Origin of the sequence: Flavobacterium sp. (assembly GCF_043756175.1) — a bacterium.
Taxonomy (GTDB): Bacteria; Bacteroidota; Bacteroidia; order Flavobacteriales; family Flavobacteriaceae; genus Flavobacterium.
On record NZ_JAYURN010000033.1, the window covers coordinates 1 to 18,463 of the forward strand.

At 32.4% G+C, this 18,463-nt stretch carries 11 protein-coding genes; 5 read left to right on the plus strand and 6 right to left on the minus strand.

The features are described 5' to 3' along the window. From ACH2BP_RS01845 to ACH2BP_RS01865, 5 genes are all read left to right on the plus strand, one after another. A partial coding sequence (locus tag ACH2BP_RS01845) for a T9SS type B sorting domain-containing protein (RefSeq protein WP_395056450.1) occupies positions 1–2,630 on the plus strand: 2,630 nt, incomplete at its 5' end. 46 nt (positions 2,631–2,676) lie between these two features. Then, complete coding sequence (locus ACH2BP_RS01850; protein ID WP_395056452.1) at positions 2,677–3,648, plus strand: type IX secretion system membrane protein PorP/SprF; 972 nt, start codon at positions 2,677–2,679, stop codon at positions 3,646–3,648. A gap of 124 nt (positions 3,649–3,772) precedes the next feature. After that, positions 3,773–4,960, plus strand: coding sequence for a phosphoglycerate kinase (locus ACH2BP_RS01855; protein WP_395056454.1), 1,188 nt, complete (start codon positions 3,773–3,775; stop codon positions 4,958–4,960). Between the two features lie 105 nt (positions 4,961–5,065). Continuing rightward, entirely contained in the window at positions 5,066–7,162 is a 2,097-nt protein-coding gene (locus ACH2BP_RS01860; protein WP_395056456.1) for a LysM peptidoglycan-binding domain-containing protein, read from the plus strand. A gap of 64 nt (positions 7,163–7,226) precedes the next feature. Beyond that, entirely contained in the window at positions 7,227–7,673 is a 447-nt protein-coding gene (locus tag ACH2BP_RS01865; RefSeq protein ID WP_395056458.1) for a GNAT family N-acetyltransferase, read from the plus strand. Here the strand turns inward: ACH2BP_RS01865 and ACH2BP_RS01870 are convergent. The 6 genes from ACH2BP_RS01870 to ACH2BP_RS01895 all read right to left on the minus strand — a co-directional run bounded on the left by ACH2BP_RS01870 (position 7,670) and on the right by ACH2BP_RS01895 (position 18,210). Next, positions 7,670–8,488: an OmpA family protein gene (locus ACH2BP_RS01870; protein ID WP_395056460.1), complete on the minus strand. Its 819-nt coding sequence runs from the start codon at positions 8,486–8,488 to the stop codon at positions 7,670–7,672. The two genes, ACH2BP_RS01865 and ACH2BP_RS01870, sit on opposite strands and share 4 nt — an antisense overlap. Before the next feature lie 207 nt (positions 8,489–8,695). Further along, complete coding sequence (locus tag ACH2BP_RS01875; protein ID WP_395056462.1) at positions 8,696–9,505, minus strand: RES domain-containing protein; 810 nt, start codon at positions 9,503–9,505, stop codon at positions 8,696–8,698. Positions 9,506–9,649: 144 nt separating this feature from the next. Then, positions 9,650–11,287, minus strand: coding sequence for a S41 family peptidase (locus ACH2BP_RS01880; protein ID WP_395056464.1), 1,638 nt, complete (start codon positions 11,285–11,287; stop codon positions 9,650–9,652). Positions 11,288–11,368: 81 nt separating this feature from the next. After that, positions 11,369–12,112 (minus strand): monofunctional biosynthetic peptidoglycan transglycosylase, encoded by a 744-nt coding sequence (gene mtgA, locus ACH2BP_RS01885; RefSeq protein ID WP_395056466.1) that lies wholly within the window; start codon positions 12,110–12,112, stop codon positions 11,369–11,371. Positions 12,113–12,209: 97 nt separating this feature from the next. Next, on the minus strand, positions 12,210–16,982 hold the full coding sequence (locus ACH2BP_RS01890) for a fibronectin type III domain-containing protein (protein WP_395056468.1): 4,773 nt from the start codon (positions 16,980–16,982) through the stop codon (positions 12,210–12,212). A gap of 115 nt (positions 16,983–17,097) precedes the next feature. Beyond that, positions 17,098–18,210 (minus strand): NAD(P)/FAD-dependent oxidoreductase, encoded by a 1,113-nt coding sequence (locus ACH2BP_RS01895; protein ID WP_395056470.1) that lies wholly within the window; start codon positions 18,208–18,210, stop codon positions 17,098–17,100. Between the last annotated feature and the right edge of the window lie 253 nt (positions 18,211–18,463).

Below are 18,463 nucleotides of genomic sequence, written 5' to 3' on the forward strand. Positions count from 1 at the left end.
TAACTTGTTTTGGTGATAGTAATGGAGCAATTTCGATAAATGTAACAGGTTATTCAGGAGCTTATACTTATACTATTTTTGATAGTTTAGGCAATCCTGTTTTACCTATTAATAGACCAGGAAACACAACGGTTTTAAATCCTCAGCCTATTATTGGTTTATTAGCTGGAAGCTATACAATACAAGTTTCAGAAACAGCAACACCTTTCTGTGTTAAAGTTTCTAACGTAGTTACAGTAGCTGGACCTTCGGCAGGATTAACGATTTCAGTAACGAGCACTCCTATAACTTGTGTTGCAGGAAATAACGACGGAACTATTTCAGCATTAGCTACTGGCGGTTGGACAACGACTCCATACGAATTCCAACTTCAGATAGGTGCAGTGATTATTGCTCCTTATAGCACTAATCCAAACTTTACAGGATTAACACAGGCTACTTATACAGTATATGTAAGAGATGTAATGGGTTGTAGAACTTCAACTAATGTTACACTAACAAATCCAACTGCTATAGGCGCAACAGTTACAGCAACAACACCTAACCTTGCTTGTTTTAGAGATTCAACATCTATTAATATCTCGAATGTGACCGGTGGGCAAGGAAGTAATTATACTTATACAATAAAAGGACCATTGCCTTCAACAATAGCTTCTGGACCATTCCCATTACCAGCTTTTGGTTCTGTGAGTATCTCAGGCATTCCAGTAGGTAATTATAATGTTGAAATTAGAGACGGCTGGAATTGTTTTAATGATTTCCCAGTAGCTATTACGCAGCCAAATCAGTTGAGTTCAGCTTTAAATACAAAAACAGCTATATCTTGTACGCAACCAACAGTGTTAACATTAAATGGTTTTGACGGAACACCGCCATATAGCTATAGCACGACCCTAGGTGGTGTATACACTCCGTTTATGTTTCCAACATCTACCGATATTACTATTCCAAATGGGACAACAGGACAGTTTTGTTATTATGTTCAAGATGCAAATGGTTGTAAGACCGTGACTCCATCTTGCGTTACGATTTCACCTTTAGATACATTGACACTAACATTGTTATCAAAACAAGATGTAAATTGTTTTGGTGATACTACTGGGGTAATTAATGTTGCTGCTCAAGGTGGTTTAGGTAATTATCAGTATACATTACTAAATATAACAACAGGTATAACTACGGGTCCTCAATCATCTGGTAATTTTACAAATTTACCTGGAAATTGTGACTATCAAGTTAGTGTTGTTAGTGGAGATTGTACTTTACCAACGCCTCTTTCAGTGAGAATTGATCAACCTGCAGTTGCTTTTGATGCTTCTCTTTTCTCAATATCAGGAGCTACTTGTTTTGGAAACACAGATGGTCAAATTGTGCTAAGAATTACAGGTTATGTAGGGCCATTAACGTATGTTATTACGACATCAACAGCTATACCACCTGTTTATAATTCGCAAACGATTCAGTTACCTGTTACCCAAACACCACCTGTAACTATTCCAGTTACTCCGTTTGATCCAGCGGTGTGGTATGCTACGATTTCTAATCTGACTCCTAATACAGTTTCTTCTCCTCCGGGAGTAATACCAGTTGTATATTCAGATTGGTATTCTATTCTATTGCAAAATGGACCATTGGGTTGTAGTGATGAATTACGAAATTTAGTTATTACACGACCAGAGCCAATAACTCCAACACTAAACGGACCAAGCGTTGTACAAGCATTATGTTTGGGTGACACAGCTTCTTTCAGCATTACTGTCGCAGGAGGTACTCCGAAGTACAGTGTTAGTCTAGATAGCATTACAGGGCCATATACTTTAGGAGCAGTTGGACAAACAGTATTCCCGTTTTCAGTGCTTAACGGAGGTACACATACGGTTTATATTAGAGATAATAACAATTGTACCGAGAATATAGTAGTTGTTTTAAACACGCCAGCGAATTTTGCTCCTGATTATGACTCTGAATGTATTTTGAATGCACGTCAGTATACTGTTAACGTTAACAGCACGCCGCGTAATCAAGTAGCTACCTATAGTTTAGACGGTGCATTACCATATAATTCAACTAGTACCTACTTCGTAGGAACTGGAGGACTTGCACCAGGAGCACATTATGTTGATGTTAATGTTGCAGGTTGTATTAAAAGAGTTCCGTTTACTGTAGTTGCACCAATAGAGCTAACAGTAAACCCTGGAGGTCTTAATGAAATCGTTGCTACCGCTCAGTATGGATCAGGCGGATACACTTTTACTTTCAACGGAAATGACAATGGTACCAATAGCTATATTATAACTGAAACAGGCGTTTATACCGTTAGAGTTACTGATAGTGATGGATGTTATGATGAAAAACTGTTCCCAAAAACTTTCATACCAATAAAAATTATCAACGTGTACACACCAGGTGATGGTGGCGGTTGGTCTCCACTAAACACGTCTAATTATCCTAAATTAATGACAAGAATCTATGATAGATACGGTCGTATGGTGGCGGAATTGCCAGAAGGACAACAATGGTATGGTAAGTATAACGGACAAGAATTGCCATCAGGAGATTACTGGTATGTTGTAAAAGTGGACGAAAGCAACGCCGAGGAATTTGTAGGTCACTTTACATTGTACAGATAATTTTAATTCAAGAACTATGACAACGTCACTAAATAAAATATTTAAAATGAAAAAGTTCCTGATTGCGATTGTTTTACTTTCGTTTACAAAGAATTTTGCACAAGAGTTAAATGTTCCGCCAGCAACACAATATCTGGCGGACAACCCTTTTGTTATTGCACCTGTTTATGCAGGAATTGGAGATAATTTTAGAATAAGGCTAAACGGTTTTGCCCAATGGGTTGGTATAAAAGATGCGCCTAGAAACCAGGCTTTATATGCCGATTTTAGAATTGCCAATCAATCGGGTGTTGGACTTTCCTTATACAATGATAAGAACGGTTACACAAGACAAACTGGAATAAAACTTTCGTTTGCACACCACATTATCTTAGATTATTATTCGAAGCAATATTTGTCTTTTGGTATTTCTTACAACTTTAATAGTTTTAGAATTGACACACAAAATTTGGATTATAATCCATTAGTTCTTAATGACAGATATACAGGTAATGATAATTTTGATGTCAGTTTGTTATACAGACGTAAATCTTTTTATGCTGCTTTCAGTACTGCCAATCTGTTAAATAAAAACATAGAAAAGTTCAAATCCTCACCAATTAACCTAGAGCCTAATTTGTTAAGAAATTATCAACTATATACTGGATATACTTTTAGAGGAAACAGAGACAGCAGAACAGAAATAGAACCATCTGCATTTTTTCAATATTTTCAAAGTGACGGACGTTCTAGCACCGATTTGAATGTCAAACTAAGGTATTTAGACAACCAAAGAACAGGATATTTCTGGGTAGGCGCTACGTATCGTTTCCTTAACGACCAGCCTATGAAACCACTTACTGTTGGACCAATGTTAGGTATCAAAAAAGGAGGCTTTTATATGGGTTATTCTTATCAGTTAACTCTAAACGAATTATCAGCTTTTAACTCAGGAACACACATGGTAACCTTAGGTTTCGATTTCTTACAAAAAGCGAGTAACTGTCCTTGTACGCAAAAAGAAAATAATGACGATTAGTTTTTTGAATAATTAAAACAAATTGAACCATTAATTTATTAAGTCAAATTAAGTAAAGCACTTAACATTTCTTAATAATTTAATGGTTCAAAATTTATATAATAACAAGTAATAGCACAACAGAATGAAAACAATTTACGACTTCAATTTTCATAATAAAAAAGCCCTAATAAGAGTAGATTTTAATGTTCCACTAAATGAAAGTTTTCATGTTACTGATGAAACTCGTATTGAAGCCGCAAAACCAACAATAGACAAAATTCTTGCCGATGGTGGTAGCGCAATATTAATGTCACATTTAGGGCGTCCAAAAGGAGTTCAGTCTCAATTTTCATTAAAACATATTGTTGGTAAAGTTTCAGAAATTTTAGGAGTTCCAGTTCAATTTTCTTCAGATTGTATAGGGGAAGAAGCAGAAAATGCAGCATCAAATTTAAAACCAGGCGAAGTTTTATTATTAGAAAACCTTCGTTTTCACACCCAAGAAGAAGCGGGCGATATAGAATTTTCAAAAAAATTAGCAACAATAGGTGATATTTATGTGAATGATGCATTCGGTACTGCGCACAGAGCTCACGCATCAACAACTATAATTGCACAATTTTTTCCTGAACATAAATGTTTCGGAGCACTTTTAGCAAAAGAAATAGAAAGCTTAAATAAAGTATTTAGAAACAGCGAAAAACCTGTTACAGCAGTTTTGGGTGGAAGTAAAGTTTCATCAAAAATTACAGTAATCGAGAATATTCTAGATAAAGTAGACCATTTGATTATTGGTGGCGGAATGACTTTTACCTTTGTAAAAGCATTGGGCGGAAAAATAGGAAATTCACTTTGTGAAGACGATAAAATGGAATTGGCTTTAGAAATTTTGAGTTTAGCGAAAGAAAAGAATGTACAAATTCATCTTCCTGTCGATGTTATTGCTGCTAATGCATTTTCTAATGGGGCTGAAACTCAAATTATAGATATTAATAATATACCTGACGGTTGGCAAGGACTAGACGCTGGTCCAAAATCGTTAGAAAGCATCGAAAAAGTAATTTTAGCATCAAAAACCATACTTTGGAACGGACCATTAGGAGTTTTCGAAATGTCAAATTTTGCTAACGGAACTATTCAATTAGGAAATTTTATTGCCGAAGCTACTCAAAACGGTGCCTTCTCACTTGTTGGTGGTGGTGATAGTGTTGCAGCAGTAAAACAATTTGGTCTTGAAGACAAAATGAGTTATGTTTCTACAGGAGGTGGCGCCATGTTAGAAATGTTAGAAGGAAGGGTTTTGCCAGGAATTGCAGCTATTTTAGACTAAAAAATACAACTTTAACAATATTTTTTCTCTTTTTTCGTTTTAAGACTTTATGTTTGTACTCATTCGCAACATATTGAAATATAACACTTTATAATCCCTACTGTTATGATGAATAAGAAATTTGCTTTTTTACTACTCCTGTTTTCAGTTACAAATATATTCTCGCAAGATATTGTTTTTCATGATTCTGTAAAAAAACCACAACTAAAACTATCATTTTTAGACTCGCTAAAGACCACTTATGTGATAGACGAAATGTCTGCATGCGTAGATGAAAAATGTTTTAGAGAACTTACAAACGAAGATATTTCTAAAGAATTACTAGCTGATTTTAAAAATATAGATTTAGATAAAAGTGTCGATTTCGAATTGCCAACAGAACTTTTGAAAGAAAGACTAAGATTAATGGATGAGAAATCACCATTTAATATCGAATATAATGTTGGTTTAGAAAACATTATCAAATCATTTCTTAAAAACAGAAAGCGTTCATACGAGCGACTCATAGGAATTTCAAAATATTATTTCCCTATGTTCGAAGAAGCGATGGCGAGATACAATGTGCCATTAGAAATAAAATATCTTGCAATTGTAGAATCGGCATTAAACCCAAAAGCCGTTTCTCGTATGGGTGCAACAGGTTTGTGGCAATTTATGTACGAAACAGGAAAACAATACAAACTAAATGTAAATTCTTATGTAGACGAACGTAGCGACGCACTAAAAGCAAGTGATGCCGCCGCGCAATACATGAGTAATATGTACAAGATTTTTGGAGACTGGGAACTGGTATTAGCTTCTTATAATTCTGGAGCTGGAAATGTAACCAAAGCAATTCGTCGCTCGGGCGGACATCAGAATTTTTGGAATATCAAGAAGTTTTTGCCAAAAGAAACAGCCGCTTATGTGCCTATGTTTTTGGCTACGATGTATATTTTCGAATACCATAAAGAACACGGAATTGTGCCAGATAAAACAGTGGTAAATCACTTTGCTACCGATACGATTGCGATAAAAAGCAAAATGTCTTTTAAACAAATTTCGGCCTTGTTAGATATGCCAGAAGCACAAATAGAATTCTTGAATCCTTCATACAAAATGAAAGTGATTCCTTATGTAACTAACCAAACCCATTTTTTGTGTTTGCCAAAAGATAAAATTGCCATTTTTGCTTCAAACGAAGACAAGATGTATGCCTATGTAAATTATCAGGAGAAAAATAGAGAAAGACCTTTTACTGCAAAACCTAAAGTTAAGATTGTTAAAGATTCTATTGCTGTGAATGAAAATATAGAAGAAGCTTTGGTAGAAACCAAAACGATTATGAAAAATGTTTCTAAAACTAAATTTCATAAAGTAAAAAGCGGAGATAATCTAAGCGACATTGCCGACAAATATAACGTTGCCCTGTCGGATTTAAAAAAATGGAACAACCTAAAAAGCAATAAATTACAAAAAGGTAAAAGTTTAACAATTATTACCGAAGAGAGAATTGCAGTGGTTCAAAAAGTTAAAAAACCAAAAACTATTTTAGAAGATAAAGTAGTAGTAAGCGAAGAAAATGCAGTTGCTGTTCTTGATAAATCAGTTTCTAAAAAGGAAATAGTTAAAAAAGGAAAAGTCACAAAACCAGAATTAACAGAAGAAAAAGCAGTTGCTGTTAACGAACATATTGTAAAACAGGGAGAAAATTTAACCAGTATTGCAAAAGAACACAGATTATATGTTGCCGATTTAAAAAAATGGAACAACCTAAAAGATGGAAACATCAAATTGGGTGACAAACTCAAATTATCTAACGCACCAGTTATTGCCGTAGTAAATTCCGAAATTTCGGGAGAAAAACCAAGTACAGAAACTTTTTTTTATACTATCAAGAAAGGCGATAACATCTCATTAATCGCTAAAAACAATAACGTTACCGTTGATGATTTAAAATCATGGAATAATCTAGTCAATAATGTTGTAAAAGTAGGAGAGAAGCTAAAAATTGAAAAAACAGTAGAAGTTATTGCCGAAGTTTCTAAAAAAGACAACACTAAGAAAAAAGACAAATATCAAGAACAAATATTATATGTAGTGCAAAAAGGAGATTCATTGTTTAGCATTTCTCAAAAACACCACACTACAGTTGCCGATATTAAAAAACTAAATGATATTAAAGACGAAAATCTGCAGCCAGGAATGAAACTTAAAATTTAAGAAATAAAAAAAGAGAATCGTGAGATTCTCTTTTTTGTTATATTTGTAGCAAACAAATCTCACAATGTCATTATTATTCAAAATAAAGTCTTTTAAAGAACTTTCTTCTCAAGAATTATACCAAACGTTAAGATTAAGAAGCGAAGTCTTTGTGGTTGAGCAAAACTGCGTATATCAAGATATAGACAATAAAGATCAGAAAGCATTACACGTTTTGGGTTATTACAATGACGAATTAGCTGCTTATTGCCGATTATTTGATGCTGGCGATTATTTTGATTATGCTTCGATAGGACGTGTTATTGTAGCTGAAAAATTCCGTGATAAGAAATGGGGAAACAACTTGATGATTGAAGCTATTGCTGGAATAAAGCAAAATTATGATAAAAGCCAAATCACAATTTCCGCTCAAATGTATTTACAGAAATTTTATGAAAGTCATGGCTTTGTCAAAACTTCCGAAATGTATTTAGAAGATGATATTCCGCACATTGAGATGAAGAAATCTTAAATTTTAGTAATTACAAGCTCTACTCTGCGGTCATATTGAGGTTCTTTTCCTAATGGCTTTGCAGTACCGTAACCTTTGTAAATCATTCTGTTTTTGTCTATTTTTTTAATCACAAAAAAGTTATAAACAACCTTAGCTCTATTAGCAGAAAGTTCTCTTTTTCTAGTATCTCTATCTATTGCTTCTTTCTGGTAAGGCGGCGTGCAACAAACATGTCCTTGAATTTCGAATTGTAAATTCTTATATTTAAGCAATGCTTTGGCAATTTTTTCCAAATCATTTTTTGCATTTAAATTCAGTTTGCTACTTCCTTTTTGAAAAAGAACATCTCCTAAAAATATCCTGTCGCCAATAATATGTTTTTTCTGCACCATATCGAACATGCCAGGCATCTGAATTTTGGGCAATGGTTTCATATTAATTACCACATCGACACGACGATTTTTAGAGCGAACTTCGGGAAGATTTTCTATAATATCATCATCAATCATGACCCGACCTTTGCCTTCAATGGTGACAATAATTTTGTTTTTAATACCGCTCGCGACTAGTTTTTTCTGAATGACAGAAGCCCGATTATTAGATAATTTAAAATTATATGATTCTTTGCCACGATCATCGCAATAACCAAAAATTTGAACTGATTCAATTCGAGTAGAATCGATATTTTTTATAAAATTGACGGTTTCAGCTGCTTGTTTTTCGTCGAGTTTAAATTTATCAAAATCAAAATAAACCGAATGAATAATTTCTTCTTGAGCCATTATTGCCTCAGAAAAAGAAAGGAATAGAAGTAAAAATAGAAAGTGTCTCATGTTGTTTTTTATCACAAATTAGTTTGAAATTTTCAAGTAGTTTTTTGAATTCGATAGCGCGGATTTGTAATCCGTGCCCACACAGAATATAAAAGAGCAAAGATTAAATTTACATAGAAACGTATAACTTATTGTTACGGGCACGGATTGTAAATCCGCGCTATCGGGCCACTAACGTCCCGCTGCTACAGCGGTGTTGTTTGATATCTACCAAATAATTTTTCCATTATTTTCTATTTTATGAGAAATATTTTCGCACAATAATGTGATTTCGCCATTGCCTCCAATATCAGTTACTTTCAATTTGAAACATTTATCCGGCGCATAAAACTTGTCATACGAATGTGGTTTCAGTGCAATACAACCTGCTTTCTGTCTTGTAATGCTTGGATATAACATTCCTTCAGTTGCAGGATTTCCCTTTATATAATGTTGCCCAATTGCTATCGTGCTTTTATATTTATATGTTTCACTGTCCGAAACTATTTTTGTGATTTCGGTAATAAGAAAATCATTTATAATATGATATCTGTCTTTTTTTTCCATACTATCACAAGTTTGTTCAAATCGATCTAGATGCACTCGATTGAAATCAGGCTTAGAACCTTTCTCTATAATTATTTCTTTTATACCGATTTCCATCATCAAAAGTTGAGAACTACTTTTTCTTTTGCTTTCTAGTAGAGTGACCTCGTCATTAACTTTTAATCTCATTTCCACAAATGCTGTATCTTTATTTAAAGCGCCGTAAAAAATACTTTCACCAACATCGTTAAGTCTACCATATTTTGAAGGATTTATAGGATAAATGAGATCACTCATATTTTCGAACAACTTACCTTTCTCAGAATGTTTACGAGCCCTAAATATTGGTTCGTTGTACAATACTAATGGAGCTACATAAAAACCAATCATTATTTGACAAAACAATTCGTATGCTTCTTCAATAGAAATAGTTTGAAAATCTAATGATTGATATTTATCTATTGCAGATTGTAGTTCTTTTATTGATAGCATTTAAAAAAGTTAATATGTGACGAGATTTTCTACAATGACACCTAATAACAGCTCGACTTTGTCGTCGTTCCAAGAGGAGTTTTTCACTCCTTTTTTGGAATGCGTCAAATGCGACTGTTGGGAAAAATTGGTGTAATTCTTAACCTATTTTTTCAATATTTTATTATATTCAACCGTATTATTCAGCAATTGTGTTGCTTTTTTTATCTCAGAATTATTCTTGGTATAATAGATATATAATCCTTCCTTATATTGGTTTCTAACTATAATTTCGTCACGCAATAAGTCTAATATTTGAGGCTTGCTTTTGTCTACTTCTAATTCTTCTGCTTTTTGAAGCGAAGCCAATAAAGTGTCATATTGCAATTTTATTGCAGTGTCTATTTTTTCTTTTTTTGCTACTTCAAGCATTTCTTTTAGTGCCAAATCGGTTTTTGTATCAAAAGAAAAATTCTGAGATTTTAGGAATTTCTTGAATTCTATAAAATCATTATCAGTAAGTATTGGCATTTTGTTGCCTAAATTTGAATTTTTAATACAATATTGAGTAGAAAAATTAAAGATCGCATCATTTCTTACTAGTGCATCAATGATGGTATTGGTTTTAGTTTCTTCTAATTCGATATCTGGTAAAACACCCCCACCATCAAAAACGGGACGACCTTTTCTGGTTTTAAAGGCATTGTAATTTTTGGATTCGGTACGAATAGCTTTTCCGTTGGCATCTTTTTTCGTGTAATCTAAAGATTGAATACATCTGCCGGAAGGTGTATAATATCTAGAAATTGTCACTTTTAGTTGGGTCCCGTAAGTTAAATCTACATAACGCTGCACCAATCCTTTACCAAAACTTCTCGAACCTATAATAACAGCTCTATCTAAATCCTGCAAAGCACCGGAAACAATTTCGCTCGCCGAAGCACTATGCCCATCAACTAATATTGCAAGTGGAATTTCTAAATCGACAGGATTTTTCGATGTTTTATAAGTATTGTTGTGCTTGGCAATATGCGATTTTGTGGTTACAATAATTTCGTTATTGGGTACAAATAAGTTACAAATATTTACCGCTTCGGATAGCAAGCCACCCGGATTTCCTCGTAAATCTAGAATAATTTGAGTGGATCCTTGTTCTTTAAGTTTTTCTAATGCATCTTTTGTTTCTGACGATGCTTTTGCATTAAATTTTTCTAAAACAATGTAACCTGTTTTGTCGTCTATTTTTCCAAAAAATGGTACGGCTTTAATATCTACTTCTTCCAGAATGAGTTGTGTGGTTTTTATTTCGCCATTTCGTTTGTATTTTAAATCAATTTTTGCATTTTTTCCGCCTTTTAACAATTGTGTTGCATCATCCTTGAAATCGATTAGATTTACATCGCCAATTTGAATTATTTCGTCGCCAGCTTTTAGCCCAGCTTTATCTGCAGGATAGTTTTTGTAAGGTTCACGAACAATAAGTCTTCCATCTTTTCGGGTTAATATCGCACCAATTCCCGTGTACTCGCCCGTGTTGTTTATCTTGGCTTTTACAACATCTTGCTCGTTAAAATAGTTCGTGTAAGGATCCAGTTGTACCAACATGCTTTTTATCGCCTTATCCATCAACTCGCCAGGATTGGTCTCGTCAACATAGTTCATATTGAGGTTTTTGAACAATGTGGTAAAGATTTCTATTTGTTTGGCAATTTCAAAAAAATCTTCTTTAAAACTTACTCCCACAAATAGGAAAGCACTTGCTATTACTGGAATTATATATTTTTTCTTGAAAAGTGAAATCATTTTTTATTTTTTGATATTGATGACTAAATTACTAAATAGTTTTACCATTCAATAAATGCTAACAAATTATTAACCAATTTTTTAATATTCCAATTTCCCAACTGATTTCATAACTCGTAAAGTTTTGTTCTTTCTTCTTTCGACATACGAGGAAGAATTGGTTGCCTTATATTTTATAGGATTTGGCAAAATTGCTGCAATAGAAGCGGCTTCGTATTTGGTTAAATTCTTGGCACTTTTGTGAAACCAGTGTTTGCTCGCAGCTTCGGCACCATATACACCATTGCCCATTTCGATGCTATTCAGATACACTTCCATGATGCGTTCTTTGCCCCAAAAAAGCTCGATAAGTACTGTAAAATAAGCTTCTAGCCCTTTTCTTAAATAACTTCGACCTTGCCATAGGAAAATATTTTTTGCAGTTTGTTGCGAAATGGTACTGCCTCCTTTTAGTTTTTTGCCTTTCAAATTACTATTAAAAGCTTTGTTCATGGCACTAAAATCGAAACCATTGTGTTTTAAGAAATAACCGTCTTCACTAGCGACAACTGCTTTTTGCAAATTCATTGAAATATCCTCGAGCGGAACCCACTCGTGACTACAAACCATGTCTTTTCCCGCTTCGTTATGTTCGAATGCTCGAATAATCATGAGAGGCGTGTAAAACACGGGCACAAACCTAAAAATGATAACTGTAAGCACCGAAAGCCCTACAAACCACATGATAAATTTGAACATGAAACTTTTTACTTTACTCCCAAAACTAGCTTTCTCTTTTTTAGGAACTGGTTTTGCTTTTGGTTTTACTACTTTTTTTGTTGCCATTATATAAAATCTACTAAAATTAAAATGCATTACAAATCTAAAAAAGGTTTTATCCAAATTTGATTTACAATGCATTTTTTTTCTAAAATAATAAGAATTATTCTTTTATGATTTTAATTGTTTTATTTTTATAATTAGAAGTGATTTTTATAAAGTATACGCCACTTGCAAAATTGTTTGTATCAATTATAACTTTATTAGTAGAATAGTTTTTATTAAAAATAGATTGTCCCGTTAAAGTAAAAATTTCAATAGAAGAAATAATTGAATTGTTTTCAATGTTTAAAATTTTGTTGACTGGATTCGGGTAATAATTAAGACTATTGAAAACATATTCATTGTTTGATAGTAATGGAGAATTTGTGAATTTTAAATTATCTACAAAAGCATTGTCTCCAATTCCATCATTATTTTTCCCTAAATGTTGTATAGAAATATTAATTACTTGACCAATATATGGTGTTAAATCAAACTCTATTTTAGTAAATATATCAGAATTACTGGTTTGTGGCAAATAAACGTTTCCAATTAGGTTTCCGTTTACTAACAGTCTAAAGCGTGATTCTAAATTTGATTCTCTAAAAGTTTGCTTTAAATCCATTGACATATATAGATTTGTTATTGCTAAATTAGCATCTATTTTAAAGTTTATTTTAGAAATATGATTTTGATTCTTAACCCAAATATCATTACTATCTTTGCCTGAAGTTGTTTCTGGAACCCAAGTAGGAGCGTAATTATCAGCTCCAAACATTTGTACATAACTATTTGAATTATCATTTGGATGTACTGTTATCTCACATTTTGTGTTTTGTGTTGCTTCTAACAATATGTCGTTATTAGGGCTTTGAAAATTATAATCAGTTGTAAAAATATCTTGATTGATAACATTTATATATCCTTCTTTTAATTCAAGATTATCAACGGAGGTTTTATATCCTCCATAATTCCATGACGCTAATAAGAAAGAATAATCCCCTGAGATAATAGGTGTGAAATGATATTTAAATTGACTCATATCAATAGATATTTCACCGCTAGAAACACCTAGTTTGTTTTTCATAAATACTAATTCGTTACCTAAGCCTACATTTACCTCTGCAATTCCTCCACTTGCATATTGGTATTCTTTTTGTTGATAAAAGCTAAAGGTATATGTTGTACCTGCGCTTAAATTGAATGATGGGGTAAACATATTAGAAACACCACTATAAGTTGATAATGCATAAAAAGTATCATCAACACCATTAAAATCTGCTATATTAGAATTCCAATTATCTATAGGTGTATCTTTTGATTCCCAGACACCGTCGGATTTCATACAATTTGGCATAAGATTTTCACCATAAGTTGTTACAGTATCAAATTTTTCTATCCATGGTAATGTTAATGAATTACAAGTGGTAGTAAATTTTTTAGGGCCAATTATAAAACTTGTTTGCGGGCTACATTGCGTATATAAATAATAATCATAATTGGTGTTTTCTTGTAAACCTGTTATTAGTTTTTCATTAACATTATTAACCGTGATTATAGTGCCAGTACCTCTTAGAAATCCTGCTAATCCATACTCTAAAACTAAATTAGGATTACTCATGGTGTTTTCCCAAGCAATTAAAGCTTGAGAAGAATTTACACTTTTAATATTTAAGTTAAGTGGTTCTATACACGGTTGTATGTTGTCGTATTGAATATTATCTATATAAATTCTTGAAGAATTTCCGGTGTTGTCACCATGCATAAAAACAAAATATTTATCGCTACCAGTATAAGCACTGAAATCAACAATAAATTCTTTTCCTAAGTAATCTCGTTTTTTTAATGAAATAGTAGTAAATGGAGAAAAAGTAGAAATATCCAAAGGATTACTAACAGTACCTATAACCAAATTTACGGTTTCTTGGTTTTCTTGGGTATAATCTACATCGTTTAATGTTGCCCAAAACTTGACCCTTTTCCCATTATTAAAATCGGATAAAAATGGTGAAATAAGATGTTCTTTATAAATTTCACCATCACCAAAAGGATCAGTATTTCCAGTATTTAATGAAGCAATATTTGAATTTATTTGATTTCCAGGCACTTCAAACCCAATATTACTTGGGTTAATTAATATATTATTATTATTTGAAGTCCAACAGAAATTAGCCTTCCAATTTGGGTCATTTTCAATGTCAAATTGGTTAAAATTTTCAGATAGTGGCGCATTGCTAACACAAGCAATTTTAAACGTATATGGTTCGCTCCAAACGCTTAAATTGGTAATGCCACAATTCGTTTTTACACGATATTCATATTCAGTATTTTCGGTTAATCCGTTTAAAGCAAAAGGATTTGAAGTTGCGTTTACGACAGTTCCTGTTCCAGATGTAAATCCTATTGGACCATACTCTATATCCCAACTAGGTGTTGTAAATGAGGTATTGTTATCTTGCCAAGATAAAGTAGCTGTATTATTATTTATTTGTACTGCTTTTAGCGCTGTTGCTTTAGGACAATTGTTGTCTAAATATTGAAAATCATCTAAGAAAAATGAACTATAATTATTAGAAGCTACTTGTCTTATTCCAATGTATTCATCATTTCGTCTGTAATCGGGAAAATCAATAGTAATTTGTTTCCATTGATTGAATCCTTCTGTAATTGTGATGGTTTTATAAAATGTAAAAGTTGTATAATCATTAGGATTAGAAAGTGTTCCAACTTCAAAAGTTCTACTTGTTACTTGCCAATCGCCAGGAAAATAAACCCAAAAAGAAACTTTTTTATAATTATTAAAATTTAATAATCTTGGAGTGATTGCAATTGTTTTTTCGTGTTCATTTGTTTCTGAAGGTACATCGCGAACGCTATGGCTTAAAAATTTTGTTCCAGAATGAGCTGTAGCTGTCCCTGGAGATTGACTAGTAAATGACACTGAATAATTTGGACTATACCAACTATCTCTTATACTTGGGGTTAATCTTCTCCAACAAGTATTGTCGTTGGTGTAATTTTCATTTTCAAAATTGTTTGAATAACCTGTTGTAATTCCTGAACAACGTGTTTTAAAATAACCCCTGTCAGACCAATTGCTATATATATTTCCACATTTTGATCGTACATAAAAATCGTATTCAGTAGATTCTGTTAAATTTGAATTTATTGTAAATAGGTTTGTAGTTAAATTTAAAAATGTGCCTGAGCCCTGAACAAACCCTCTTGGTCCAAATTCAATTTGCCATTCTGAAGATGAATTTTGGTAGTTTTCCCAACTAACTTTTACAGAATTATAATCTGTTTCTAATGTTGTTAAATTTGTAGGTTCTTTACAAGCAGGAATGTTTTCGTATGTGAAATCATCGATAAAAAACATACCGTCATCTTCAAAATTTTGTCTTAAAGCAATATAATGATGGTTGTTCGATACGTCATAATTATCAAGGTAAACAATGTGTTCCTTCCAGTACGGATTTACTTTAAAACCATCAATTTCATTCATTTCTTCTGGTGAAATTGTTTTCAACGGAATAAAAGTGTCGCTATTATTAGGATCGGACATTGTTCCAATCGTCAATGAATTATTTATATACTGACCACTACCTAAAAGGAAAAATTTGATTCTTTTAGCATTATCTAAATCTTGAACATATGGAGTAATTAAATAAGCTTTTTTATCTGTACTATATCCCATGCCACTAGTCATTTCAATCATTCTTGAACCCGTTCTAGGTAGAATAGTAGTTGGAGTTCCTGCAGAGCCTTGATAAACATTAGCAACATTCGTAATTGTTTTCCAGCATGGGTCAATATAATACTGTTGCTCCCCAAAAGAAGTAGTATATCCAGCAGTTAAGGAATTGCAAATGGTAGTAAAATTTACCGTAGTAGACCAATTTGAAAAATGATCGGTATCGCATTTTGATCTAACTCTTACTTGATAGCCGGTATTACCTGTTAGATCTTGTAAAGTATAATTATTTTGATTTACTGTAAATGTTGAGGTAACACCACTAATCATATTTTTTAATTCAACTTCCCATAATGTTTGATTAGTATCAAAAGTCAAATTTGCAGAATGCTCCTGAATAGTATTTACTTGAATATTAGAAATATCGGCACAATGTACCGATTGTTCGTAACTAAAGTTGTCAATTAAAACCTCACCGCCATTACCACCGCTACCTCTTATACCTATATAAGCATCTGTTCCGTTATAATTATCTAAATAAACGGTTACTTTATAAAAATCTTCATTTGTAATATATTCTGTTTTTAAAACATGAAAAGTACTTTGGTCAAAAGGATTAGTAAAAGTACCTATTTCTAACGCCGTAGGAAACGTGCTATTATTATTATAGGTTTTATCTACCCAAAAACTTATTTTTTTATCATTAGATATATTACTCAATTTTGGTGAAACAAGAGAAGTATTATTGCCTGGTGACCAGTCTAAAAGGACATAATTACTTGTTCCATCACCTGTGGAATAAACATGCTGACCTGTTACACTCGGTTTGTGATAACCCCTCCAACCTTCAGAAATATTATCGCCTTCAAAATCATAAGTATAACCAATATTCTTAGTTATACTGTTATAATTATGATTTGTGATTAATGGAGTTGGGTCATTATCAAATAAAAATTCCCATTCTACAAAAGGGTTCAGATTGTAAACGTAATATCCAAAATAATTAACAGGATTACTGTCGGTTGTGTATGTTGTTCCGCCAACTGGACGATACTTTATAATAGATGGGTAATATGCTCCAGTGTTGATAAAGTATTTTCCATTCAACTCAAGAGTTACACTACGCTGACTATAAAGAAGATTAGAGAATAAAAATAAAAAAATACAAATAATTTGATTCAAAGAGTAATGTTTGTTCATGTTTTTAAAATTTCAATTTACAAAAATCTATTTCTATAGTAATTTGGTGCTAAAATAGTTTTTTTTTAACATTAATAACAGAAAGTTCATTAAACATCATCTTTTTCAAGATAATTTACAATAAATCTGCTAATTCTTGTCCCACTAAACTCCCAATGGCTACACCCATTCCGCCCAATCTCACGCCACAATATACGTTTTCTGATAAGGGTTCAACAATTGGTCTTTTGCTATTCCCTAAGCCCATAATCCCAGACCAACGATGTGCAATTTTAAAATCGGTGTTGGGCAAAATTACGGTTTTTAGAATTTCTTCTAGTTTATCTTGTATGATTTCTGTTTGACCAAATTGCGAAGTATTTTCTCCTTCAAAATCAAGGTTTCTGCCACCACCAAAAAGAATTCTATCATTTATATTTCTGAAATAATAATAACCTTTGTCTAAATGAAAAGTGCCTTTTATATCTAAATTCGGAATAGGTTCTGTGATTAAAACTTGTGCTCTAGCAGGTTTCACCGCATTGTTTGTTAATTCACCAGCAAAACCATTGGTAGCAAAAAGTAGTTTTTTTGTTGTAAAACCATAATCGTTTACTTGAATATCCACACCTTTTCCATTGTCATGAAAGTTAGAAACAGTCTGATTATTCAAAATTAAAATTCCATTTGATTGTGCTTTTTTCAATAAAGCTTGCATCATGTTTCCAGTATCTATTTGTGCTTCAAACGGATTGAAAATAGTATATTCCTGTATATTTTGGAAACCAAATCGGTCGATATTTTTTTCGAAAACTTCGGCTTTGAAAATTAGTTTTAAAATATCATTGATGAACGGTAATTTCTGTAAACATTCGTTATAAGTAGATTCGTCATTTTTTAGAAACAATTCATATCCGCCAAAAGGTTTAAAATCTATCGCTTCATCACCCAGATTTTTTCTGAGTAATTGCAAACCTTGCCAACGTTTTTGTATGAGTTGTATTACTTCTTCTTCAGAATGAGATTTCAAATCATCTATTATTTCAGAAATGCTTCCAAAACAAGCAAATCCTGCATTTTTTGTACTTGCTCCTTGCGGTAACATTCCTTTTTCTAAAACTAAAATTTTACTTTCTGGGAAACGTTCTCGTAAATGAATAGCGGCGTGCAAACCAACTATTCCACTACCTACAATAGTATAGTCAACATTTGTAAACCAATTTTTAAGCTCCCAATAACTTAGATTCATTTTGAAATTTTTTATAAAATTAGTTTTTTTTATTGAAAATGTAAAGTAAGAAAAGTCATTTTAATAAATTCGATTATCGTAAATTATTTCATTAATGTTTGCATAATATTTAAAATAAAACAATGTAGTTTGTCGATTTGTTAATTAATTTATTCAATCATTTAATTATTATTTAAAAATAATTTTATATTTGGAGTGCTAATTTTAATAAAATCAACAACCAAGATTATGAAAAACAAATTACTTTCGATTG